Origin of the sequence: Streptomyces polygonati (genome assembly GCF_042650325.1) — a bacterium.
GTDB classification, from domain to species: Bacteria; Actinomycetota; Actinomycetes; order Streptomycetales; family Streptomycetaceae; genus Actinacidiphila; species Actinacidiphila polygonati.
This window is the reverse complement of sequence record NZ_JBHSBB010000022.1, coordinates 1-22,212: the sequence shown is the minus strand read 5'-3', so window position 1 is coordinate 22,212 and position 22,212 is coordinate 1. Positions and strand designations below refer to the sequence as shown.

The window sequence follows — 22,212 nt, the reverse complement described above, 5'->3', positions numbered from 1 at the left end:
ATCCCGGGTGGTCAGCGTTCGAAGGTACCGGTCACCCGGCCCCGGGCCAGCACGGGAACGGTGAGGGACGCGAGCAGGGCGCGGGGCCGGGCCCGGTCGGGTGCGGGGCTGCCGGGGGCGGTCCCCACGGCGCCGGCGAGGGCGAACAGCTGGAAGGTGTAGTGGTGCGGTCCGTGGCCCTTGATGGGCGCCGGGCCCTGGTATCCGCGTCCGATGGTGGAGCGCAGCACCCGTACTCCCGCTGCGGGCCGCCGCGCCGCGAGGGCGCCGGAGTCGAGGTGTCCCACCGCCGGATCGATCAGGGCCAGGCAGTGCACGGCGGGCCTGGTCAGGGGCACGTCGATGTCCTCCACGACCAGCAGCAGCTGCTCGGTGCCGGCCGGCGGCGGGCTCCAGGCGAGGTCGGGGGACAGATTCCGGCCGCCGATGTGCCGGGCGCCGTGCTCGCGCGGTATCGCGCCGCCGTCGTCGAAGTGATGGCTCGTCACGCCGAGCAGGTCGGGGCCCTGGAGCTGCGGCAGGTTCCATGCCGCGTGGGTCTCGCCCGCCCTGCGGTTCCTCAGCAGCCGGCCCAGCGGGCTCATCGTGCCCCCTCCACCATGTCGGTGATCTCGGCCGTGGTCGCGGTCTCGCCGGTCTTGGGGAAGACGCGCTCGACGCTGTTGCGGTGCGCGTCGGGGTCCGGGTCGCTCATGGCGTCGGTCGCCAGGACGACGTGGTAGCCGTAGTCGTAGGCCGCGCGTGCGGTCGACTCGACGCCGCTGCTGGTCGAGATGCCGGCCAGCACGACCTGGGTGACGCCGAGGTCGCGCAGGAGCGTGTCGAGCCCGGTGTCGTGGAAGGCGTTGCGCCGCCGCTTGGTGATCAGGTGGTCGGTCGGCTGTATGTCGAGTTCGTCGACGAGGTCCGACCAGCCGGGCGGGAAGGCGGCGGCGCCCGCGCGGCCCGGACCGGACCGGCCGGCGTCGGTTCGTCCCGGTGCCCGCCCGGTGACGTTGACCAGGACGACCGGCAGGCCGCGCCGGCGGAAGGCGGTCGCCAGCCGCGCCGCACGCTCCACGACCGGGGCGACGGGACCGCCGTCGCGGACCGGGACGATTCCCTTCTGCAGGTCGATGACGATGAGTGCGGGGGTGGCGTCGATCGTGGTCAGTGCCATGGTGCTCTTTCCCTGGATGCTCTGGAGGACGGCTTCGCCGGATGCCGGCGGGGTCGAGGTCGGGGCCGCGGGGGCGGGGGCAGGAGCGGAGCTGGTGCCGCGCAGCGCGGAGGCGGTCGCGGCCAGGAGGGCGAGGACGGCGCCGAAGGCGAAGACGACGACCAGGCCGGAGTGGAAGGGCCCGGAGATCAGCTTCGGGAAGAACTCGCGTCCGGTCAGGGCCTGCCGCTGCGCCGTCGTCAACGTGCCCAGCACACCGCTGGGTTGGAGCAGGTGCTGGACCGGGTTGACGCCCAGTTGCGCGGCGAACAGGGATGAGACCGGGGGCAGGCCCCCGACCTGCGCGGCGACATGGGCCGGCACGCCCTGCTGCCGCAGTCCGGCGGTGAGGGTGTGCGGGAGGCTGCTGGCCAGCCCGGCGATCATGAGGGAGAAGAACACCCCGATCGAGACGGCGGTGCCGGAGTTCTGGAAGGTGGCCCGCATGCCGGAGGCGACCCCGCGCAGGTGGGCGGGCACACTGCCCATGATCGAGGAGGAGTTGGGCGAGGCGAACATCCCGCTGGCGATCCCGTTGAGCGCGATGAGCACCGCGAAGACCCAGTAGCTGAACTCGATCGGCAGCAGCATCAGGCCCAGGAAGCTGGCCCCGAAGAGCAGGGCGCCGCCGGTGGCCAGGCCCCGGGAGCCGATCCGGTCGGACAGATAGCCGGACACCGGGCCCGCGGCGAGGAAGCCGGCGGTCAGCGGCAGCATGAAGATGCCCGCCCACAGCGGCGTGGCGCCGAAGTCGTAGCCGTGCAGTGGCAGCCAGATGCCCTGCAGCCAGATGATCAGTACGAACTGCATCCCGCCCCGGCCGATCGAGATGCCCAGGCCGGCCAGGTTGCCGAAGGTGAAGGCCCGCAGCCGGAAAAGGCTGAGCTGGATCATCGGGGCGGCCACCCGCTTCTCGATGGCCACGAACGCCGCGAGCAGCGCGAGGCCGCCGCCGACCATGGCGAGCACCAGCGGGTTGGTCCAGCCCATGGTGTGGCCGCCGTAGGGCTGGAGGCCGAAGGTGACCGCGATCAGGACCGCGCTCAGGCCCACCGCGAAGGTGATGTTGCCCCACCAGTCGATCCGGCCGCCGCCGCGCGGCCCGCTCTCGCGCAGGGTGCGGTAGGCCCAGACGGTGAAGAAGACGCCGACGGGGACGTTCACCCAGAACACCGCCCGCCAGTCCCAGGCCGACAGCAGCCCGCCGGCCACCAGGCCGATGAACATCCCGCCGAGCCCGGCGACCTGGTTGATGCCCAGAGCGAAGCCGCGCTGCTCCTTGGGGAAGGCGTCGGTGAGGATCGCGGCCGAGTTCGCCATCAGCATCGACCCGCCGACGGCCTGCACCACCCGCCAGCCGATCAGCCACATCGCGCCGTGGCCGCCGTCGAAGGGGTCGAAGGACAGCAGGATCGAGGCGAAGGTGAAGACCGCGAACCCGGAGTTGTAGATCCGCACCCGGCCGAACATGTCGCCCAGGCGGCCCACGGTGACCACCAGGACGGCCTGCACCAGCCGGTACCCCATGATCATCCACAGCAGGTAGGCGATGTTGCCCGGGGCCAGCGGGTCCAGGTGCACACCCCGGAAGATGGCCGGCAGCGCGATCAGCACGATGGAGCCGTCCAGCGCGGACATGAACACGGCGGCGGTGGTGTTGGTCAGCGCCGTCCACTTGTAGCGGTCACCGGCCGGGGGCTGCGGGGCGCGCGGCACCGCGGGAACAGTCATCAGGGGTCACTTTCCAGGTGTTCCTGCACGTCAGATGTTCTGCGCCAGCCGCTCCAGCAGCGGCGCCACCGCCGCGAACCGCTCCAGTTCCTCGGCGGTGAACGTGCTGGTGAGGACCCGGGAGAGCAGTTCGGTCCGGGCGTTGCGCTTGTCGCTGAGTTCCTGCCGGCCGGCGTCGGTCACGGTCAGGATCACCCGCCTGCCGTCCTCGGGGTCCTGGCGCCTCTCGACCAGGCCGCGTGCCTGCAGCGCGCCGAGGGTGGTCCCCATCGCCTGCGCGGTGATCTGCGCCTGCCGGGCCAGTTCCGAGGAGGTGGCGGGGCCGCCGCGGTCCAGCCGCGACAGCGCCTGCCGCTCGGGCATGGTGAGCCCGCCCTCGGTGGGGACCTGGCGGATCCGTCTCACCAGCAGGCTGACGCCGGAGTACACGGCTGCGGCGATCGCGTCGGTGTCGACCTCGTCACTCATATACTAAAGCTAACTTATCAATCTGCCTTAGTAAATAGCCGTCCGGGTGAATACTCGGTCCGGGCCCGCCGTTGCAGGGGCCGCAACGGTCGTTGCAGTGGGTGCGGGCGGCCGACAGGATGAGCGTATGAATTCGGTGCTCGGCCTCGCCCCCGTCATCCCCGTGGTCGTCCTGGAGGACGCGGCCGACGCGGTGCCGCTGGCCCGGGCGCTGGTGGACGGCGGACTGCCGGTCATCGAGATCACGCTGCGGACGCCGGCCGCGCTGGACGCGATCCGCGCGATCGCCCACGGGCTGCCGGATGTGCTGGTCGGCGCCGGGACCGTACTCACCCCCGACCATGTCGCCGCGGCGGGCGCCGCCGGGGCCCGCTTCGTGATCAGCCCGGGCTGGACCGACCGGCTGCTGGAGGCGATGCTCGGCTCGGGACTGCCCTTCCTGCCCGGCGTCTCCACCGCCTCCGAGACGCTGGCCCTGCTCGAACGCGGCGTCACCGACATGAAGTTCTTCCCCGCCGAGGCGGCCGGCGGCGCCGCCTATCTGCGCTCGCTGGCGTCCCCGCTCCCCCGCGCCCGCTTCTGCCCCACCGGCGGCATAGACGCGGCCAGGGCGCCGGAGTATCTGGCGCTGCCCAACGTGCCCAGCGTCGGCGGCACCTGGATGGTCCCGCCGCGGGCCGTCCGCGAGCACGCCTGGGCCGAGATCACCGAACTCGCCCACGGCGCCGCGGCCTTGGGCAAGTGACCGGGTCCGCGGGGCTCCTGGCGCGGCCCGTCGGCGCGGCGGAGCCGACGGCGGCGTTACGGCCGCAGGTGCGCGGTGTCGTTCCAGGAGCGCAACGAGGCGTTCCCGTCCGGGTAGTAGGCCACCACCGACAGCGCCGCCGGGTCCAAGTGCATCCGGAACAGCGCCTCTTCGGGCGCTCCCAGCGCGAGCCGCACCAGCGTCTTGATCGGTGTCACATGGCTGACCACCAGCACCGTACGACCGGCGTAGCCGGCCAGCACCGCGTCCAGCGCGCGGGTGACCCGGGAGCCGACCTCGGCGAAACTCTCGCCGCCGGGCGGGGCGACGGCCGGCGAGGCCAGCCAGTCGGTCATCTCGGCCGGGAAGCGGGAGCGCACCTCCTCGAAGGTGAGGCCGTCCCAGCTGCCGAAGTCCGTTTCGCGCAGGTCCTGTTCGATGTCGACCTCGACACCGAGCCGGGCGGCGACCGCGCCGGCCGTCTCCCGGCAGCGGGTCAGCGGCGAGCTGACCACGGCGTCCACCTTGCCGTGGGTCACCAGCGCGTTGGCCACCCGGGCGGCCTGCCAGCGGCCCCCGACGGACAGCGAGGGATCGGCGCCACCGCTCCCGGAGAACCGCTTCTGCGCGGTGAGCGGCGTCTCGCCGTGCCGTAGCAGCAGGAGTGTCGTGGCGACCTCAGTGGGCGCGGCCACCGCCGGCCTACAGCCCGGAGTCCGCGGTGCGGACGAGGATGCGGCGGCAGTTCTCGCACCGCACCACCGTGTCCGAGGGCGCTGCCCGCACCTCGTTCAGCTCGGTGATGTTGAGTTCGAGCCGGCAGCCCTCGCACCGCTTCTGGTAGAGGCGGGCCGCGCCGACGCCGCCCTGCTGCGAGCGCAGCTTGTCGTACAGCTTCAGCAGATCGCCGGGCAGGCCGGTGGCGAGCGTCTCGCGCTCCTTGGCGATGGTGAAACCCTCCGCGTCCAGACCGGCCAGCGCGGCGGACTTGCGCTGCTCGGCCTCGGCGACCTTCGCCTCCAGGGATTCCACCCGGCCGGTGAACTCGGCGGCGCGCTCCTGGGCGTTCTCCCGGCGCTCCATGACCTCCAGGACGATGTCCTCCAGGTCGGACTGGCGCTTGGCGAGCGAGGCCAGCTCCCGCTGGAGGTTCTCCAGGTCGCGGGGCGAGGTGAGGACGCCGGCGTCCAGCCGCTGCTGGTCGCGGACCGCGCGGGTCCGTACCAGGTCGACGTCCTGCTCGGCCTTGGTCTGCTCGCGGGCGGTGTCGCTCTCCTCGGTCCGGGCGGCGACCAGCAGGTCGCGCAACTGGGTGAGGTCGGCGCCGAGCCGTTCCAGCTCGGTGTGCTCGGGAAGGTTCCTGCGCTTGTGGTCCAGCTGCGCGATGCGCGCGTCGAGGGCCTGGACTTCGAGGAGTCGGATCTGGTCGGCGGGCGCGGCGTTCAGCGGGGGGCTCCTGAGCTGGAAGGGACGTGAGTAGAGGGTGCCTGCGCGGTCCAGGGATCGGTGACCGCGCCGGAGACATGGGTGCGCAGCGCCCAGCCGTGCCGGTCGGAGATCTCGTCGAGCTGCCCGGCGGCCTGCACGCACCAGGGCCACTCGGTGGCCCAGTGGGCGGCGTCCACCAGCACGGGCGCGCCGCTCTGCCGGGCCTCGGAGGCCGGGTGGTGCCGCAGGTCGGCGGTCAGGAAGACATCGGCGCCGGCCGCGCGCACCTCGGCGAAGAGGCTGTCGCCGGAGCCGCCGCACACCGCGACGGTACGGACCGGGGTGTCCGGATCGCCCGCGATCCGCAGCCCGGCGGCGGTGCGCGGCAGCCCGCGGGCGGCCTGCTCCACGAAGCCGGCCAGCGTCAGCGGGACCAGCGGCTCGCAGATCCGGCCCAGCCCGCGACGGCCGGCCGGATCGGCCGGGTCGGGCACCAGCGGGCCGGTGACCCGCAGGTCCAGCGCGGCGGCCAGCGCGTCCGAGACCCCGGGGTCGGCGCGGTCGGCGTTGGTGTGCGCGACGAGCAGGCCGATGCCGTTGCGGATCAGGTCGTGCACGACCCGGCCCTTGAAGCCGGCCGGGCCGACGGGCGCGACCGTGGTCGTACCGCGCAGGTAGAGCGGGTGGTGGGTGACCAGCAGGTCGGCGCCGATCCGCACCGCCTCGTCCACGACCTCCCGCACCGGGTCGACGGCGAACAGCACCCGGGACACCGGGGCGGCCGGATCGCCGCAGACCAGGCCCACGGCGTCCCAGGACTCGGCCAGCTCCGGCGGCCACAGGGCGTCGAGGGCCGCGATGACGTCGGACAGCGCCGGCGCGGCTGCCTCGGCGGGCGGGGCCGGCACGGGAACGGACGGGGGGACGGACGCGGGCACGGGCACGGGCACGAAAGGAAGGTTACCCGGATCACCGGGGCCACCGGGCTGTGCGGCGTCCGGGGGACGGAGCGGAGCACACCTGCCCCCGCGGCGTGCCGGAATCAGCCGAACTGCCATCCTTACGTGTGAACCGCCCGGCTTCGCGTTGATCGTCCGGAAGAAGGAAACCTACGGTCGTAGGGCGGAGGTGGACCACTCATATGACCGTCAATGCCTTGGACATCCCCCCGACCGGCCGGGTACGGCGCCGGTCGGGCTTCACGATCGCCGCGGACGGGTCCTATGCGGCGTGCCTCGCGGAGGCGGCACCTCGGCCGGCGGCGACGGACCCAGCGGCGGAATCGGTGGCGGATTCGGTGGCGCACCCGGTGGCGGACGGCGGGTCCGGCGCGGGCCGGTGGTTCGTCGAGCGGTGGACGCTGGGCGGGCCCGAGCCGTACGCGGTGCCGCTGCCCGGCGGCCGGCCCGAGGGGCCCGGTACACAGGTGGTGCCGCTGTCCGACGGGCGGGTGCTGGTGCGGCGGAAGGTCGGCGACCGGCACGCGCTGGCGCTGCTCTCCCCGACCGGTCCCGGCACCGGCGAACTGCCGCTGTGCTCCCTTTCCGGCGCCGAGGTGAGGCTGCTGCCGCCCGGGCCGGTGGCGGGCACCGCCTTCGCCCTGGTCCACGACGAGAATGTCACCACGATCTGGCAGGTGCACGGCCACGGCGCGGCCGACAGTTCGCCGGTACGGGTGATGACGGTGCCGGGCCGCTGCACGGGCGGGGTCTGGCTCGACCGGGCCGGCCGGCTGCTGGCCCTGGACCGGGAACTGGACGGCCGCACCAAAGCTGTCGCCGCCGATCTGGTCACCGGCGGGACGAGCCCGCTGCTCCAGCTGACCAGGGACAGCGACGACCGGCTGCTGCTGGCCGAACCCGACAGCGGGCTGCTGATGCTGCGCAGCGACGCGACCGGTGAGACCCGGATCGGCTGGGGGGTGCTGGGCAGCCGGCATCCCGTCCGCTTTCCCGACGTGCTCCAGGTGCCGGGCGCGCTGCTGACCCCGCTGGTCGCCCAGCCCGGGCAGATCCTGTCCCCGGACGCCACGGTGGTGGCGCTGCGGGCGGAGGTACCGGGCGGCGCGGAGTCGCTGGCGCTGTGGCGGCCGGGCGAGCGGCGGCTGCACTGGCGGGCCACCCCGCGCGGCTGGCTCGGCCCCGCCGCGTGCTGGCAGCCCGACCGCGCGCTGCGGCTGCCGTACGCGATTCCGGACTGGCCGTGCGGGCTGATCTCGTACGAGGCGCCGGAGGCGGAGGGCGAGGCGGTGGCCGGGGCGGAGGTCCGGTCGGGGGTGGCTTCGGGCGAGGCGGTGTCCGGGTCGGAGCTCGGGGCGGGGGTGGCGGCGGGCGAGGCCGTACCGGCGGGCGGCGGGCCGGACCGGCGGCCTGGTTCACCGGGTCCGCGCGCTGGTTCCGGGACCGACTCCGGGGCCGCCCGGCGTCCTGGTCCGCGCCCCGCGCCGCGTCCGCCGTCCCGTGCCATCCGGCAGCCGGGCGCCCGGGCGCAGGCATCCGGTGCGACCCCGGCCGCCGCGCCCACCGCCGGTCGCCGCAAGGTCGCCGTACTCCCCTTGCAGCAAGCCCCGTTGGCCACTCCCCTGGCCAGCACGCAGGCGGGGTGAGGCAGATGGCCGAGTCGGCGCGGGCGACGTCCTGGCTCCAACTACCCACCGGTACGCGCTCGTTCCGGGTCCATCCGCTGCCGCTGCCGGGGAAGCGATCGCCCACGGCACCGGCCGGAGCAGGAGCCCCAGCGGCACCCGGCGCCACCCCAGGAAGCACGGCCCCCGAACCGTTCGAGAACCGGCGGACACGCCGGGCGGGGGCGGTGCTTGCCGCGAGGAGCGGATCAGTAGACTCACCGGACATCGCGCACCCGGGTACCCGAGGTGACCGTCGCCAACTGGCGTATGCGGACCACGGGTTCACCCTCTTCGCGCGTTTCCGGCGCAAGCCGGCTCGCCGTTCAGCGGGAACGGCGGCACCGTCACTGGGGATCACGGGGAGACCGCACATGTCCGAATCAAACACGCCCGACCGCGCGGCCGACAGCGCCGCGGGCCGCCACCGCGGCCCTGCTTCGGCGGAAGAGGCCGACAAGTCCCAGCCGCCGCACGGCAAGCACCGCCGCCCGTCCGACGACTGACGACTGGTCACCAACTACCGGCCCGACGCTTCCGGCGCAGCGCTGCCCACCGCGCCGGGTCGACCGCCCGCCGCCTCCCCCCTGACGGGGGAAGCGGCGGGCGGTCTTCGTACGGGCGGCGCCTACGCCTGCGCGGACCGCTTTCCGCCCAGGTCCGCGAGGAGTTCGCGGGCGGCCCGGGTGCCGGAGGCCAATGCACCCTGGACGGAGCCGGTGGCCCCGTGGTCGCCGCACAGATAGAGGTGCGGCGTACGGCCCGGGGTGTGGCGGGTGGTCCGGCTGAGCGGCCAGGGCGGGGGCATCGCCGGCAGCGCGTGCTGGATTCGGTACTCGGCGAGCGGCTCCCAATCCGCCGTATCCGTCTCGTACAACTCGGCCAGCGTGCGCCGCAGTTCCGCCTCGTCCGGGGCACCGGCCGTGCCGAGCACCGAGGTGGCGACGAGGGCGCGGCGATCGGGGCTGTAGGTGGGAGCGACCTGGCTCAGCACCACCGTGTTCAGCACCCGCCGTCCGGTGTCGGTCAGCAGCGTGGGTTCGGCCAGCGGCGGGCCCGGCGCCGCGTGGTAGTAGGTGGTTACCGCCCGGGTCGGCACGGCGGGCAGTTCCGGCAGCAGGTCCACCGCCGCCGCGGGCCCGGTCGCCACCACCACGGCGGGCGCCGCCACCTCCTGCCCGTCGGCCAACAGCACCCCGTCGTCGGTCAGTTGCCGTACCGGGGTCTCCAGCCGTACGGTCCCGGCCGGCAGATTCGCTGCGAGTTGCGCGGGGACCGCGCCGATGCCCTCGGCCGGCAGGCAGAGGGTGCCGCGCAGCATCGAGCGCCACACCAGGTGGAAGAAGCGGCTGGAGGTCTCCAGTTCCTCCTCCAGGAACACCCCGGCCAGGAACGGCCGGAACAGCGTCTCGACCAGTTCCGCCGAGATCCCGGCGTCGGCCAGCGCGGTGAGGGTGGTGCGGTCGGCGGCCCGTTTGATCAGGCGCGGCGGGGTGAGCAGGTCCCGTCCGCCGAGGATCGCCAGCGCGGCCAGGTCACGCGGCGACGCGAGCCGCCCCGGCACCAGGTCACCCGCCTGCGCGGGCCGCCGGGTCGGGTCGACGAACCGCAGCCGTCCGCGCGGAGTTTGCAGCAGCACGCCCGGCGTGAAGGGCCGCAGTCGCAGCTCCCGCAGCCGCATTCGGCGCTTGACCTGCGGATAGGAGGTGTTGAACACCTGGAAGCCGCGGTCGAGCCGGAAGCCGTCGCGCAGGTCGGTGCGCATCCGCCCGCCCACCGCGTCGGACGCCTCCAGCACCCGTACGTCCAGCCCGGCCGCCACCAGATCACCCGCACACGCCAGCCCGGCGAGCCCCGCCCCGACCACTACCACGTCCGCCATGCCGTACTGCGTACCCCGGCATCGCCCCGGAAAGCCCGCGACCCGCCCGGGTGGCCCCCGGGTGGCGGTACCCGCTCCCGCGCGCCGTCTCAGCGGAAGGCGGCGAGGCTGCCCTGGACCCAGTCGGCGAAGGTACGCGCGGGGCGGCCGAGGACCTGGTGGATGTCGGGGCTGATCCGCTGCTCGGCGGGGGTCGGCTCGCCGAGGGCATCGAGGGTGGTGTCGATCACCGCCTCGGGCATGAACCGCAGCAGCTGCGCCCTGGCCTCCGCGCGGGTCTGCTCGACGAACCGGATCGGCTCGCCGAGCGCGGCCCCGATCGCCTCGGCTCGCTGCCGGGGCGTGGTGAGGGCGGGCCCGGTCAACTCGTATATACGGCCCCGGTGTTCGGCTCCACGCAATGCTGAGGCGGCGACCTCGGCGATGTCGGCCGGATCGACGGTCGGCAGTCCGACGTCCCCGAACGGCGCGGCGGCGGTCCGCTCCGCACGGATCGATTCGGCCCAGGCGTAAGCGTTGGAGTCGAAGGCGCCGGGCCGCAGGATCGTCCAGTCCAGCCCTGATTCCAGGACGGCCTCCTCGATGGCCCGCATCATGCCTCCGTGGGACGCCGTGCCCGGTCGGGTCGCGACCCCTATCGAGGACAGCAGCACGACGCGGCCCACGCAGGCGGCTTTGGCGGCATCCAGGATCTCCCGGGGGTTCAGCAGGTGCGCGCTGGCGCCGCCGTCGTGGAGGAACAGCGCGTCGGCGCCCTCCAGAATCGGCCCGAGGCTCGCCGGATCGGTCAGGTCCGCCTGCCCGTGGCGCACTCCCTCCGGCAGGGCCGCGTCCGGGACCCGCCGGGACACCGCCGTCACCTGCTCACCCGCCGCCAGCGCCTCTACGAGCGGTCGGCCGACGTTGCCGGTCGCTCCCGTCACCACGATCATGAGCAACTCCCGTGTCATTGCTGCGTGGTTCGCGCCCGAGCGGGCGAGAACGTCGCGGGGCCGGAGTGGCCCTGACGCGACCGGGCGAAGCTAACACCGCCGGTATAGTAGGTACCTAGGGGAAAGTGACTACCCGCAGCGGCTGGAAGGACCCGATATGACGGCGACCCAGGCGGCCGCGCCGAGTGCGTCCGCGCCGAGCGAAGCCGAACAGGCTTGCCCGATAAGCCCGGTGGTGGACATCGTCTTCAGCCGGTGGACCACGCCGATCCTGTGGTCCCTCAACGAGTACGGCCGGCAGCGCTTCGTCGAGTTGCAGCGAGGCATCGCCAGCATCACCCCGAAGGTCCTGACCCAGCGCCTGCGCCAACTGGAACGCGACGGCCTGGTCGTCCGCACCTACCACCCCGAGATCCCGCCACGCGTCGAGTACGACATCACCGAACTCGGCCGCAGCCTGGCCCCGTTGTTCGCCCACCTCGCCGAATGGGCCGACACCAACCTCGACAAGGTTGAACAGGCCCGCCGCGACCATGACGCCGCCGCAGCCGGGTAGTCACAGCGGGTCGCGGGTTTTGGCCCATGGGTCGGGCTCGCGGGTTTACGGTCAGTAGTCCGTTGGATTGCGGGGGCAGGGGTTTGGCCGTGAAGGATGCGGAGTTGGCGGTCGGCGACCGCCGGGACGCCGACAACTGGGCGGAGCGCTGATCGCGGTGGACGCCACCTTCAACGGTTCCAGCCAGGGGCAGTACGGGGACGGCAACATCCAGTACAACTTCGCTGATGTACCCCGCAGTTATGCCGCATGGCCGCATCAGGTCGGGGTGATACCGCCCCGGGCCGGCTGTTTCCAGGACCGGGCGGAGGCTGCCCGGCTCCGATCGGCAGTGGACGGCGGGGGCACGGCGGTGCTGGGGCAGGTGCTGACCGGGATGGGCGGCGTCGGCAAGACTCAACTGGCCGCCGAGTACGCCCGCAGCGCGTTGGCGGCCGGCGACATCGACGTACTGGTGTGGATCAGCGCGAGCAACCGCACCGCCACAGCGAGCGGTTACGCGCAGGCGGGTGTCGAGGTGCTGGGCGCTGATCCGGGTGATCCGGACCGGGCGGCGGCACGGTTCCTGGCGTGGCTGGAGCCCAGGCCCCAGGAGCGGCCCTGCCGTTGGCTGGTGGTCCTGGACGATGTGGCCGACCCCGCCGACCTGGACGGTCTGTGGCCACCGGCCAGCCCGCACGGCCGGACCCTGGTCACCACCCGCCGCCGCGACGCCGCGCTGACCGGCCATGGACGGCGGCTCATCACCGTGGGCGAGTTCACGCCCGGTGAGGCCGTCGAGTACCTCACCGCCGCACTGGCCGTCCACGCCCGGACCGAGCCGGACGAGCAACTCGCGGCCCTGGCAGCCGAACTCGGGCACCTCCCGCTGGCTCTGTCCCAGGCCGCCGCTTACCTCGTCGACGCCGGAATCGGTTGCGCCGCCTACCGGAAACTGCTCGCGGACCGGGCCCGCACCTTGGCCGACGCCAGCCCCGACGCGCTACCGGACGGCCAGACCCACACGATGGCCGCCGCCTGGGCTTTGTCCGTCGACCAAGCCGACCGCCTCCGCCCGACCGGCCTCGCCCGCCCCATGCTCGAACTCGCCACCTTCCTCGACCCCAACGGCATCCCCGCCACCGTCCTGACCAGCGAACCCGCCCTCGCCCACCTGAGCGCGGCCCGCACGGCCGAGGTCACCGCCGAGGAAGCAACCGGCGCCCTCCGCGCCCTGCACCGCCTCAGCCTGATCGACCACGACCCCGACGCCCCCAGCCCGTCCGTCCGCACCCACGCCCTCATCCAGCGCACCACTCGCGAGACTCTCGCCGCAGACCAGTACGGCCGGCTTGCCCGCACAGCCGGGGACGCGCTGCTCGCCGCCTGGCCCGACATCGAACGCGACACCGCCCTCGCCCGGACCCTGCGCGCCAACGCGACCGCACTGACCACCCTTGCCGAGGACGCCCTTCACCAACCCGACGCGCACTCGGTGCTGTATCGCCTCGGAAAGAGCCTCGGCGAATCCGGTCAGGTCAGCGCCGCCTGCGACTACTTCCAGTACCTTGTCGATACCACCCACTCTCATCTCGGCGACGATCACCTCGACACCCTGCTCGCCCGGAGCTACCTGGCGAGCTGGCGGGGGGAAGCGGGAGACGCGGCCGGAGCCGTCGCCACGTATACCGAGCTTCTCGCCCACCGCGAACGCTTGCTCGGCCCCGACCACCGGGACACCCTCACCACCCGCAACAACCTCGCCTCCTGGCGAGGAGAAGCCGGAGACGCGGCCGGCGCCGCCACCGCATTCGCCGAACTCCTCACCGACCGCGAACGCATACTCGGCCCCGACCACCCCAACACCGTCAGAACCCGCAACAACCTCGCCTACTGGCGGGAGCAGATGGCCGACAACCCGGCTGTACCGGAGCAGCCATAGGGGATGGCGATCGCCCAGCGCTCCGCGCGGTGCCGCACGCGGTCCTCACCGGGGTAGGCCAGGGCGGCCCGGCCGCTCGCTGAGCGGAGGGACGCCCGGGGCGCCCACCCCCCACGAGGGCCCCCGCAACGCCAGCAGCCTAAGGAATCACCTGAAGGAACTCGTGCCCGATCTGCGACATCGCGTTATTGAACGCGACCTCGCTGACCGCGTCGCGCAGCGTCGCCAGGACGGCCCGGATGCCACGGTCGCTCTCGGGCTCGGAGAGGCCGACCCGCTGGTGGATGCGGCGGACCGCCTCGTTGTAGTCGAACCGCTCGGTGTGCTCGGCGCCCTGGCGGACGTAGTCGCGCAGTTCGTCCGGGAGTTCCAGGGCGAATTCGCGGGCCTCGCCTGAGCTGATCAGGTGGCCGAGAAGTTCGAGGGTGGCCCGGCTGAGGTCGCGGGATTCCTCGCGCGAGAGACTCGCGCGGGTGGCTACCGACTGAACGAATTCCGGGAAGTCCATCGGTCATCCTCTTCTCGGTCCGAGGAATGCGGGAGCCGGCCGCCAGCGGCTGGCCGCCCACACGCTCTGACCATGGTCGCACCCGGTCTCGGGGCGCGCCCTCCGAACCGTCAGCGCGCTGAGCCGATCGGGGTACGGCCGCTGCGGCGACCGGCGAGCCACCAGGCGGCGGCCGAGCCGACGGTGACGGCGGCCACCGCAGCCGTCACCGTGCCCCGCAAGGGTCCGTCGGCCCGGCGGGAGAGAAGAGCGCCGTTGGACTGCCAGGACAGAACCGAATGGTTGGACTGGCCGGACAGGACCGAGGTGAAGGACTGGAACGAACCCGCCGAGAAGGCGGACATGGCCGAGGCGAACGACCCGAGCGAGGCGAACGACGCGCTGGAGCCGATCGACAGGGCGGACCCCGTCGAGCCGATCGACAGCACCGACTCCGAGGAGCAGATGGACAGCAGCGAGTTACGGGAACGGATCGACCATCGCGACGGCATGCCGCCATTCTCCACGGCGGCGGCCGTCACGCGGGGAAGTTGCCGGACTTCACTTCGCTGAGGAAAGCGGACCAAGCGGCCTGGGTGAAGCTGAGGGCCGGGCCCTGTGGATCCTTGGAGTCACGGACCGGGACGACACCGGGGAGACCACTGGCGACCTCGACACAGTTGCCGCCGTTATTACTGCTGTAGGAGGACTTGCGCCACGCCGCTCCCGGCAGGCTGTATGCGGTGCTCATGGGCTCAGTTCCTTCATGGTGGTGTGGATCAGGTCCAGCGACTTGCTGGGGGACAGTGCCACGGCGGTGAGCAGATCATAGACGCGCATCGCGGCCTTCACATTAGCCGGATCAGCCAGAATCTGTCCCTGCACAAAGGCCTCCACGTAGACCACATCCGGCCCCTCGTCCATGGTCAGCGCCGCGAACGCACCGCCCAGTCCGGCGTGGCCGCCAGCCGAGTGCGGGATCACCTGGATCACAGTGCTCGGTGTCTCGGCTTCCTGCACCAGCCGCGCCAGTTGGGCGGCGAACACCCTCGAACTGCCCATTTGCCGATTCAGCACGTTCTCGTCCAGAACAACCCACAGTTCCGGGGGGAATTCGCGGGTGAGGATGCGCTGGCGTTCCATCCGTGCTGCGACCAACTCGTCGAGCGAGTCCGTGCGCAGTCGGCCCGCTTCCAGCACAGCCCGGGCGTACTCCTCCGTCTGGAGGAGACCGGGGACGACCTGGACCTCGAACGACCGGATGGCCGACGCCAGCGCCTCCAGCTCCACGAACGGGCGGAACCATGACGGATACGCGTACTTGATGATCAGCGGCCACAGCCGTACGAACCTGCCGCCCGCCGTCGGGAACACCCGGTCGCAGGCCTCGGCGAAGTCCAGCGCCGGAAGTCGCTCGCCCTGCTCGATCTTCGCGACCAGCGAATATCCGCAGTGGGCGGCCTTGCCCAGCTCCGCACGGGACATGCCCAGCCGCTCCCGCTCGATGCGCACTTCCTTGCCGAAGTGCTTGAGCGGAGACATGGCGGGATCGGTCGGATCGGGATGCTCGGTTTTGACACTCATCTGGCACGCCTCCAGAGCTTTTCGGGACAGGTGAAGACGTCCATGTGACGCCTCTACCACTCTCTGTTGTCGAGCGACAGCCTAGGAGTAGCCAGACGCGCACGGGATGGAAATCGGAGAGGTTCATCACATGGAAGTACAGGCAGGGGCGGTGGCGACCGGCCGCGAACACCCGTCGCCCCCTCGGCCCTACACGCCGCCGCAGCGGCTCTGGCCCGCCACTCCCCGGGGTGTGAACGAGGCTCGCCATGCGCTCGCGGAAAAGCTCACCGAGTGGAGCCTGCCCGAACTGGCTGATTCGGCATCCTTGGTGCTGGCGGAACTCATGACCAACGCGCAGAAGCACGGCTGGGTGGACGGCCGGTCCATCGGCGTCAGCGTGAGCCGAATCGATACCGGCGTGCTCATCGAGGTCCACGACGCCCGGGGCGAACACCTGCCGAGGCTGGTGGCCGCGTCCCTCACCGACGTCGGGGGTCGCGGTCTCGCCATCGTGGACGCGGTCACCGGGCAGCGCTGGGGTGTCATGGAACGCGAGGGGCCGGGCAAGGTCGTCTGGGCGGTGTGCTCGGCGGCGTGACGGCCGCTCGGGCCCGCGGCCCGCGCCTGCCGTGCGTGCGCGGCCTGGCTTATGGCCGCCGGGCCACCCATACAGTCCTGGCGGCGCGGACCGTGAGGTCCTCGCGGCGCAGTACGCTCCCGGGCCCGTCGCTGTCGATGAGTGTGTCGAGCGCGGCCAGATCGTCGGCGCTCAGCAGGCTGTCGAGCCGGGACCGGAGCCGTCGCAGGAAGACCTGGGCGTAGCGGCCGGTGGCGGCGGGGAGCGGGGGCGTCAGGTGGATGGCGAAGGGGCGCTCGGCCTCGATGGTGAAGCCGGCGCCGGTCAGCCGCGCGGTCCAGTCGGAGCCGAGGTGCGGCAGGCGCTCGGCGTGCTCTTCGGCGATGGCGGCGTGACAGCGTGCTTCGAGCCCGGGGCGGGCACCGATGAGGTCGCCCGGGTCGCCGAGGTCGTCGGGCAGGAAGCGCGGGAAGGAGTCCATCTCGGCGACGGCCAGGAGCCCGCCGGGGCTGAGCGCGGCGAAGACGTCGGCGAGGACCCGGTCGGGGTCCGTCATGTGGTGGAGCGACACGGACGCCCATACCAGGTCAACGGCGTCGATGGCGGGCCAGGCGTCGTCCAGGTCCGCCTGGACCGTACGGACGCGGTCGGTCAGGCCGAGGTCGCGGGCTTTTGCCCGGAGGTGGTCGAGCAGGTGGGCGGAGACGTCCAGGGCGATCACCTCGGCCTCCTCGAAGCGCCGGGCGAGGGCGAAGGTGCCCGTGCCCGTCCCACTGCCCAGGTCGACGATCCGGCGGCGCGGCTGATCGGCGGCCAACTCGCCGATCCAGGACATCACTTCGGTGACGTAGGCGTGGGTCACCTCGCCATCGAGGTCGAGGAGTTCGACCATGGCGGCGTCGTCTTCGACGGCGGCCTCGGCCCCCGCGTGGTGGTGGTGCTGGTGGTTTTCCATGCTTCGACCGTACCGACACCTTGCGCCGAGGACATAGCATCTTGCGTATGACGCAAGACGGTGATCTCGACAGCCTGGTCCGCCAGCGGATCAGGGGGCTGCGGGTGGCCCGGGGCTGGTCCCTGGACGACCTCGCCGCCCGCTGCTATCTGAGCCCCTCCACCCTGAGCCGGATCGAAACGGGCCATCGGCGGATCGCGCTGGACCAACTGGCCCCGATCGCACGGGCCCTGGGCACCACCCTCGACCAACTCGTGGAGTCCGCCGACGACGAGGACGTGGTGATCAGGCCGCGCCGCGACGAGGTACGCGGGATGACGATCTGGATGCTCAGCGCCGAGGACGGCCCGCACGGCGTATCGGTGGCCAAGATGCGCATCACCCGGCCCGAACCCCGGCGCGGAACCGACGAATTGAAGGTGCATCCCGGCCGGGACTGGTTCACCGTGCTGTCCGGCACCGTCGTCCTGTTCCTCGGCGAGCGCACCATCGTGGTCAAGGCCGGGGAGGCCGCCGAGTTCTCCACCATGATCCCGCACGCCTTCGGGGCCCAGGACGGCCCGGCCGAAATCCTCTGCATCCTGGACCACGCCGGCCACCGCACCCATCTCCTCCCCTCCCCGTAGACCCAGCGCCACGACGAGGGAAGCCGTCCGGATGAAGTGCCGCCGAGTCGGCAGGGCTCGCGGTGATTTCCACGATATCGATGGGGTCAGGAACGCTCCGGAACACCCGGCATTTCCGGGACCGCTGTCGCCGTCAGGAGAGACGTGATGCCCAAATACGGTTTCCTCGTCGAATGCGAGGCCCGCCCAGGCAAAGAGGAGGAGGTCTCCCGGTTCCTCACCGAGGCCAAGGCATTGGTCGACCAGGAGCCGGGAACCCTGGCGTGGTTCTCCTTCCGCCTCGGCCCCTCGTCCTTCCGCATCTTCGACGCGTTCGAGACCCTCGACGATCGTGAGGCCCATTTCCAGGGCAAGGTCCGCGACGGTCTCATCGCCCGCGCCGATGAGCTTTTCAGCACCCCGCCCGTCATCACACCGGTGGAGGTCCTCGCCGCGAAGCTCCCGCACTGATCGACACTGACCGGCACTGATCGAACGCGTCAGCGCCCGGGGAGCCGCGTGGTGATCTCCTGCAACAGCCAGCCGTTGCCGTCGGGGTCGCTCAACGCGGCGAAAGAGCCGTAGCTGGCCCGATCGGGCGCCGGCCCGGGCACCCGGCCCACCTCACCGGCGCGATGGAACACGCCGGTGCCATCGTGGAAGACCGCGCTCACATCGACACCACGGGCCACCAGCTCCCCCCGGGCCTGCTCGATATCGGTGACGACGAGTTGCAGGCCTTGCGTCGAGCCGGGTTCGGCGGAAGTCACACCGGCGCCGAAAATAATGGAACATCCCGACCCGGGAGGCGTGAGCTGCACCACCCGATAGCCCTCCCCGACCGGCAGATCCGCGTCCAGGCGGAAACCCATCCGCTGCGCGTAGAAGTCCTTGGCCCGGTCGACGTCGGACACCGGAATCACCACGACTTCGAGTCTCATGTCCATACTGTGCTCTCACCTTCCTCGGGGAGCGCCGGCCGGCGTCGGCTGTCACTCTAAAAGCCGGACGCACCAGCGACCGCCCGCCGACCGCGCCCGCAGCGTAATTCGCACCGCATTACGCCGGATAGACCAACGAGTCGGCCAGCGGCCGAACCGGGGACGGGTCACCCCGGAGACCGTTCGCGGACGAGGGTGCGCCGCCTTTCAAAGGAAGATTCCCGCTCCCCTGGCGAGTCGAGTCAAACGCGGATTACTGCGTCTGTGCCGCGATGCCAGAACCCTGGTCAGCTCAAGACTGGTGGGGTGGACGGCTGTCATTTCGGGTGCCACGTTCCATGCCGTCTCAAGGGAGTCGAGTGCTCCGTCCCGGTCCCCCAGCGCCAATTGCGAGCGTGCCATGTTCATGTAGAGAGGGGCAGTGCGAATCGCGGGGAGCGTAAGACCTTCCCGGATGAGGTCTTCCGCCGTCCGCACGGCTTGTCTGTGCTGTTCCATGTCGGAAAAAGTGGCCATCACGTGGGTGGCGGTGTTCTCCTGACCGAAGTGAATCCCGTGTTCGGCGACGTCACGCTGAAATTCAGCAGCCGCGCGCCATGCTGAGCGGCTATGGCGATTCACCGTCTGCTTGTCCTTGAGGCGGCCGGCCAACGTGAGCCCGCGGAGATGAAGAATACCGAGGCTGAAGGCTCTGTCGTAGCCTCTCAGCGAGGATTCCGCCAGCACGATCGCGCGGTCGACAAGGGCGAGACCTCCGGCAAAGTCGCCTGAGTTCAGAAAGGTCCCCGCGTCGTCCCGCAGGGCTACGATTGCCGCAATGGGCTCGGCCCTCTCGGCGGCCAGCCGCTGTTTCGTGGTTGCCAATTCTGCTAGATACATCCACCTGTGACGGGCGGCGAGCCAGTAGACCGTACTATAGATGTCGGCCACGAGCGTCCAGGCTTCCGGCGAACTGACGCCATGCGCGTTGTTCGTTGCCTTGGTCAAGAGGGATGGCAGCTTTTGGGCGACCTCGGCCAGTTCGCTTTTCCAGCGATGACGGTTGAGCGCCGCCACTTCAGACGGTAATAGTTCGGGGCGGGTTGGCCGCTCTCCGGGGATGTCGAAACGCCGGATCGCATGGCTCAGGTCGGCGAGGTTCGCTGCAGATGTCCGGCCGAGCAGCTCATCAAGCGTCAAGCCCATCGCCCTGGCAAGCGATGCGGCGACGCCATGCGTAAGGGCCCGATCGCCCACCTCGATCTTGCTGAGGAGAGAGACGGACACGCCCGAGCGTCGCGCCAACGCCACTTGGCTGAATCCGTGATCTTTGCGAAGGGTCGCAACATTGGCTCCTGGGCCCGGGACATTCGCGCGCTTCATGGCTTCCATGGTTCCAGTCTTGCCCAAGTTCCCTGGCAGCAAGTGTGCAAGGAGTGTGCAAGTGAGCACTGTCTGCGTTCCCTTGACTGTGTTGATGGAAGACCTGGGCCCCGCTGTCAGCGCCGGAGTAGGCGCTGCCCTCGTCGACGCCCGCTTCCCCGAAACAGAGCCGGAAAGGAACCCCTATGGACGAAGCACGCAACACAGAGCGTGGTTTCCGAAGCGCCGCCGGTACGACGAGCCCACTTCGGAGCCGAGCGGCGGTACGGAACCTCCTGGAACCCAGGACACTCACTCCCGCCGACCTTTCCATGGTGCTTCTCGTCACCGAGGAGCCGGCCGACCGGCCCATGCCAACGGTCACCGTGAATGACATACCTCAGGTGGTACGCCAAGCAGCGGCGGTCGGCATCCGGTCCGTCAAGCTGTTCGCGGAGTCGGCCGAGCGGGACGCCACAGGACAACTGTCCCTCACCCGCCATTCCCTCATGGCCCGCGCGATCGAAAGCGCCAAGGAGGCCGCTTCGGATGTGGCCGTCATGACCGAGACATGCCTGTGCAGTTACACCGCCGAAGGGGTCTGCTACCTCACCGACCGGAACGGATTGCCGGACGTGGCGGCGATCGTGGACGTGACTGCTCGGCAGGCCGTGGCCCACGCCGAAGCGGGAGCGGACATCGTCGGTCCCGCCTCGATGATGCTCGGGACCACCGGGGGTGCTCGGCGAGCGTTGGACGAGACAGGGCATGGGGGTGTGTCCGTCATGCCGCATGTGATCCTTTGGAGTTCGCTCTATGACGGGTTCCGGCTCACGATGGGGGCGACCCCCAAAACCGGCGTCAATCGGGAGTTTCAGATCTCCCCAGGTTGCGCCGACCAGTTCATCGACGCCGCGCTGCGTATGGAGGCGGACGGAGCCGACATGCTCCTGCTGGAACCAGCGCTGTTCACGGCGGACGTGCTCGCCAGACTCAAAGGCTCAACCCTGGCACCGCTGTTCCCGTTCTCGGTGTCCGGTGAGTACACGACGCTCACGCGGATGGACACCGAGACGGGACGGCGGGACGTTCGCCGACTGATCGAGCTGTTCACCATGTTAAAGCGGGCGGGTGCGGCGGCGAGCATCACCTACGCCGCACTCGACATCGCCCGGCAGCTCAACTGACCGCCGTAGCTGCTCGTACCGCGTCAAGGATGGATCGCGCGCCCTGTCCGACGAGTTCAGCGGCCAACGCCGCACCGAGCTTTTCGGGCTCGGCGGCCGGACCGCTTCGGCTGCCTGAAACGCGTTCGGTTCCGTCCAGCGACGTCACTTGCCCGAACAGTCGCAACTCTCCGCCGGGCATCGTCTCGGCGTAGGCACCTACCGGCACGCTGCACCCGCCGTGCAGTTCGGCGAGGAACGCGCGCTCTGCCCGAACCTGGGCGTCGACAGCCAGGTCACCTGCGGTGGAAAGGATCTCGCGGAGAGTCGCGCTGTCCTCGCGGACTTGAATTCCCAATGCGCCCTGGCCCGGGCTCGGGGGGAACAGGTCGAGTGGAAGAACCTCACCGATGGCGTCCTCCAGACCGAGTCGGCGAAGCCCCGCTACCGCGAGGACAACCGCGTCCAGACCTTCCGTTTCGATCTTTTTGAGGCGCGGCGGAACGTTCCCACGGATCGGGACGATATGGAGATCAGGCCGCACCGCGAGGAGTTGCGCGACTCTGCGAGGGGCACCCGTCCCGACTTTCGCTCCCTTCCGCAATCCGGAGAGGGTGGAGCCGCACAGCGCATCGGCCACCTCTTCTCGTCCGGGTGGAGGAAGCAGCACGAGACCGGGCGGGTTTGACGTAGGAAGGTCCTTGAGCGAGTGGACGACCGTATCCACGTCCCCGCGCGACAAGGCTGCTTCCTGTTCCGAGCTGAACGCCGACCCGCCGCTGACCGCCGACACATTGGAGAGCAGTGATTTACGATCCTTGTCGCCTCCCTCCACAATGACCCGATGGGTGAAGGTGACAGCAGGAAACCGCTCACGCAAAGGACGTAGGTATTCGCGCACCTGCGCTCTCGCGAGATTACTGGCGCGCGAGCCGACGAGGTACTGAGCCACGATGACCAACCCTCCGAGCCTGAAGGTGATTCACGCCAGGCTACGCCCCTCGACGATCGGCTTTTACGGACACTGAGCTTTTTCCAACCTGCTGATGCGGTGGTGCAGTTGGAGTGACAACACGGCGAAGCCCCTGGT

The 22,212-nt window shown here is 71.0% G+C and carries 25 protein-coding genes; 9 read left to right on the top strand and 16 right to left on the bottom strand.

Translation table 11 applies throughout. The annotated features are described in order from the left end of the window. Positions 1 to 11: 11 nt before the first annotated feature. Genes ACFO3J_RS27575 through ACFO3J_RS27565 form a run of 3 tightly spaced genes read right to left on the bottom strand, consistent with a single transcriptional unit; the run spans position 12 to position 3,397 of the window. Positions 12 to 584, bottom strand: a complete 573-nt coding sequence (locus tag ACFO3J_RS27575; protein WP_386434759.1) for a YbhB/YbcL family Raf kinase inhibitor-like protein — start codon at positions 582 to 584, stop codon at positions 12 to 14. After that, a complete protein-coding gene (locus ACFO3J_RS27570; protein ID WP_386434757.1) occupies positions 581 to 2,929 on the bottom strand; it encodes an isochorismatase family protein in 2,349 nt (782 codons plus the stop codon). Before ACFO3J_RS27570 ends, ACFO3J_RS27575 begins: the two co-directional genes overlap by 4 nt. Before the next feature lie 30 nt (positions 2,930 to 2,959). Then, complete coding sequence (locus tag ACFO3J_RS27565; RefSeq protein ID WP_386434754.1) at positions 2,960 to 3,397, bottom strand: MarR family winged helix-turn-helix transcriptional regulator; 438 nt, start codon at positions 3,395 to 3,397, stop codon at positions 2,960 to 2,962. Between the two features lie 127 nt (positions 3,398 to 3,524). Here ACFO3J_RS27565 and eda point away from each other — a divergent pair, with 127 nt between their 5' ends. Beyond that, complete coding sequence (gene eda / locus ACFO3J_RS27560; RefSeq protein ID WP_386434751.1) at positions 3,525 to 4,142, top strand: bifunctional 4-hydroxy-2-oxoglutarate aldolase/2-dehydro-3-deoxy-phosphogluconate aldolase; 618 nt, start codon at positions 3,525 to 3,527, stop codon at positions 4,140 to 4,142. A 56-nt stretch (positions 4,143 to 4,198) separates the two neighbouring features. Here eda and ACFO3J_RS27555 read toward each other — a convergent pair whose 3' ends face one another. Genes ACFO3J_RS27555 through ACFO3J_RS27545 form a run of 3 tightly spaced genes read right to left on the bottom strand, consistent with a single transcriptional unit; the run spans position 4,199 to position 6,478 of the window. Continuing rightward, positions 4,199 to 4,837 carry a histidine phosphatase family protein gene (locus tag ACFO3J_RS27555; protein ID WP_386434748.1) on the bottom strand — a complete coding sequence of 213 codons (639 nt, stop codon included), beginning with the start codon at positions 4,835 to 4,837 and terminating at the stop codon, positions 4,199 to 4,201. A gap of 7 nt (positions 4,838 to 4,844) precedes the next feature. Next, on the bottom strand, positions 4,845 to 5,588 hold the full coding sequence (locus tag ACFO3J_RS27550; RefSeq protein ID WP_386435005.1) for a zinc ribbon domain-containing protein: 744 nt from the start codon (positions 5,586 to 5,588) through the stop codon (positions 4,845 to 4,847). Beyond that, positions 5,585 to 6,478 (bottom strand): Nif3-like dinuclear metal center hexameric protein, encoded by an 894-nt coding sequence (locus tag ACFO3J_RS27545; protein WP_386435003.1) that lies wholly within the window; start codon positions 6,476 to 6,478, stop codon positions 5,585 to 5,587. Before ACFO3J_RS27545 ends, ACFO3J_RS27550 begins: the two co-directional genes overlap by 4 nt. A gap of 233 nt (positions 6,479 to 6,711) precedes the next feature. Here ACFO3J_RS27545 and ACFO3J_RS27540 point away from each other — a divergent pair, with 233 nt between their 5' ends. Beyond that, a complete protein-coding gene (locus tag ACFO3J_RS27540; protein ID WP_386434745.1) occupies positions 6,712 to 8,175 on the top strand; it encodes a hypothetical protein in 1,464 nt (487 codons plus the stop codon). Positions 8,176 to 8,567: 392 nt separating this feature from the next. Then, entirely contained in the window at positions 8,568 to 8,699 is a 132-nt protein-coding gene (locus tag ACFO3J_RS27535; RefSeq protein ID WP_386434742.1) for a hypothetical protein, read from the top strand. Positions 8,700 to 8,821: 122 nt separating this feature from the next. Here ACFO3J_RS27535 and ACFO3J_RS27530 read toward each other — a convergent pair whose 3' ends face one another. Continuing rightward, positions 8,822 to 10,075 carry an NAD(P)/FAD-dependent oxidoreductase gene (locus ACFO3J_RS27530; RefSeq protein ID WP_386434739.1) on the bottom strand — a complete coding sequence of 418 codons (1,254 nt, stop codon included), beginning with the start codon at positions 10,073 to 10,075 and terminating at the stop codon, positions 8,822 to 8,824. Between the two features lie 89 nt (positions 10,076 to 10,164). Next, entirely contained in the window at positions 10,165 to 11,007 is an 843-nt protein-coding gene (locus ACFO3J_RS27525) for an NAD(P)H-binding protein (RefSeq protein WP_386434736.1), read from the bottom strand. A 157-nt stretch (positions 11,008 to 11,164) separates the two neighbouring features. On the opposite strand from ACFO3J_RS27525, the gene ACFO3J_RS27520 reads away from it, so the two are divergent. After that, positions 11,165 to 11,563 carry a winged helix-turn-helix transcriptional regulator gene (locus tag ACFO3J_RS27520; RefSeq protein WP_386434733.1) on the top strand — a complete coding sequence of 133 codons (399 nt, stop codon included), beginning with the start codon at positions 11,165 to 11,167 and terminating at the stop codon, positions 11,561 to 11,563. 157 nt (positions 11,564 to 11,720) lie between these two features. Further along, a complete protein-coding gene (locus ACFO3J_RS27515; protein WP_386434730.1) occupies positions 11,721 to 13,484 on the top strand; it encodes a tetratricopeptide repeat protein in 1,764 nt (587 codons plus the stop codon). A 139-nt stretch (positions 13,485 to 13,623) separates the two neighbouring features. Here the strand turns inward: ACFO3J_RS27515 and ACFO3J_RS27510 are convergent, their stop codons facing one another. The 4 genes from ACFO3J_RS27510 to ACFO3J_RS27495 all read right to left on the bottom strand — a co-directional run bounded on the left by ACFO3J_RS27510 (position 13,624) and on the right by ACFO3J_RS27495 (position 15,555). Further along, positions 13,624 to 13,992 (bottom strand): DUF2267 domain-containing protein, encoded by a 369-nt coding sequence (locus ACFO3J_RS27510; protein ID WP_386434727.1) that lies wholly within the window; start codon positions 13,990 to 13,992, stop codon positions 13,624 to 13,626. Positions 13,993 to 14,102: 110 nt separating this feature from the next. After that, positions 14,103 to 14,483 carry a hypothetical protein gene (locus ACFO3J_RS27505; protein WP_386434724.1) on the bottom strand — a complete coding sequence of 127 codons (381 nt, stop codon included), beginning with the start codon at positions 14,481 to 14,483 and terminating at the stop codon, positions 14,103 to 14,105. A 26-nt stretch (positions 14,484 to 14,509) separates the two neighbouring features. Continuing rightward, on the bottom strand, positions 14,510 to 14,722 hold the full coding sequence (locus ACFO3J_RS27500; protein ID WP_386434721.1) for a DUF397 domain-containing protein: 213 nt from the start codon (positions 14,720 to 14,722) through the stop codon (positions 14,510 to 14,512). Next, positions 14,719 to 15,555: a helix-turn-helix domain-containing protein gene (locus ACFO3J_RS27495; RefSeq protein WP_386434718.1), complete on the bottom strand. Its 837-nt coding sequence runs from the start codon at positions 15,553 to 15,555 to the stop codon at positions 14,719 to 14,721. The genes ACFO3J_RS27500 and ACFO3J_RS27495 overlap by 4 nt, the downstream gene beginning before the upstream one ends. Before the next feature lie 130 nt (positions 15,556 to 15,685). Between ACFO3J_RS27495 and ACFO3J_RS27490 the strand changes: the two genes are divergently transcribed. After that, on the top strand, positions 15,686 to 16,135 hold the full coding sequence (locus ACFO3J_RS27490; protein ID WP_386434715.1) for an ATP-binding protein: 450 nt from the start codon (positions 15,686 to 15,688) through the stop codon (positions 16,133 to 16,135). A gap of 49 nt (positions 16,136 to 16,184) precedes the next feature. Here the strand turns inward: ACFO3J_RS27490 and ACFO3J_RS27485 are convergent, their stop codons facing one another. After that, positions 16,185 to 17,069 (bottom strand): class I SAM-dependent methyltransferase, encoded by an 885-nt coding sequence (locus ACFO3J_RS27485; protein WP_386434712.1) that lies wholly within the window; start codon positions 17,067 to 17,069, stop codon positions 16,185 to 16,187. Between the two features lie 47 nt (positions 17,070 to 17,116). Here ACFO3J_RS27485 and ACFO3J_RS27480 point away from each other — a divergent pair, with 47 nt between their 5' ends. Then, positions 17,117 to 17,695 carry a helix-turn-helix domain-containing protein gene (locus tag ACFO3J_RS27480; RefSeq protein ID WP_386434709.1) on the top strand — a complete coding sequence of 193 codons (579 nt, stop codon included), beginning with the start codon at positions 17,117 to 17,119 and terminating at the stop codon, positions 17,693 to 17,695. Positions 17,696 to 17,842: 147 nt separating this feature from the next. After that, entirely contained in the window at positions 17,843 to 18,145 is a 303-nt protein-coding gene (locus ACFO3J_RS27475) for a putative quinol monooxygenase (RefSeq protein WP_386434706.1), read from the top strand. A 29-nt stretch (positions 18,146 to 18,174) separates the two neighbouring features. On the opposite strand, the gene ACFO3J_RS27470 is transcribed toward ACFO3J_RS27475, so the two are convergent. Both ACFO3J_RS27470 and ACFO3J_RS27465 read right to left on the bottom strand, forming a co-directional pair. Next, a complete protein-coding gene (locus ACFO3J_RS27470) occupies positions 18,175 to 18,621 on the bottom strand; it encodes a VOC family protein (RefSeq protein ID WP_386434703.1) in 447 nt (148 codons plus the stop codon). Between the two features lie 201 nt (positions 18,622 to 18,822). Then, on the bottom strand, positions 18,823 to 19,986 hold the full coding sequence (locus tag ACFO3J_RS27465; RefSeq protein WP_386434700.1) for a helix-turn-helix domain-containing protein: 1,164 nt from the start codon (positions 19,984 to 19,986) through the stop codon (positions 18,823 to 18,825). Positions 19,987 to 20,162: 176 nt separating this feature from the next. Here ACFO3J_RS27465 and ACFO3J_RS27460 point away from each other — a divergent pair, with 176 nt between their 5' ends. Continuing rightward, positions 20,163 to 21,143: a hypothetical protein gene (locus ACFO3J_RS27460; RefSeq protein WP_386434697.1), complete on the top strand. Its 981-nt coding sequence runs from the start codon at positions 20,163 to 20,165 to the stop codon at positions 21,141 to 21,143. Here ACFO3J_RS27460 and hemC read toward each other — a convergent pair. Then, the gene (gene hemC / locus ACFO3J_RS27455) at positions 21,136 to 22,074 is read right to left on the bottom strand and encodes a hydroxymethylbilane synthase (RefSeq protein WP_386434694.1); all 939 of its coding nucleotides are present in this window, start codon (positions 22,072 to 22,074) and stop codon (positions 21,136 to 21,138) included. The genes ACFO3J_RS27460 and hemC overlap by 8 nt on opposite strands. Positions 22,075 to 22,212 lie beyond the last annotated feature (138 nt).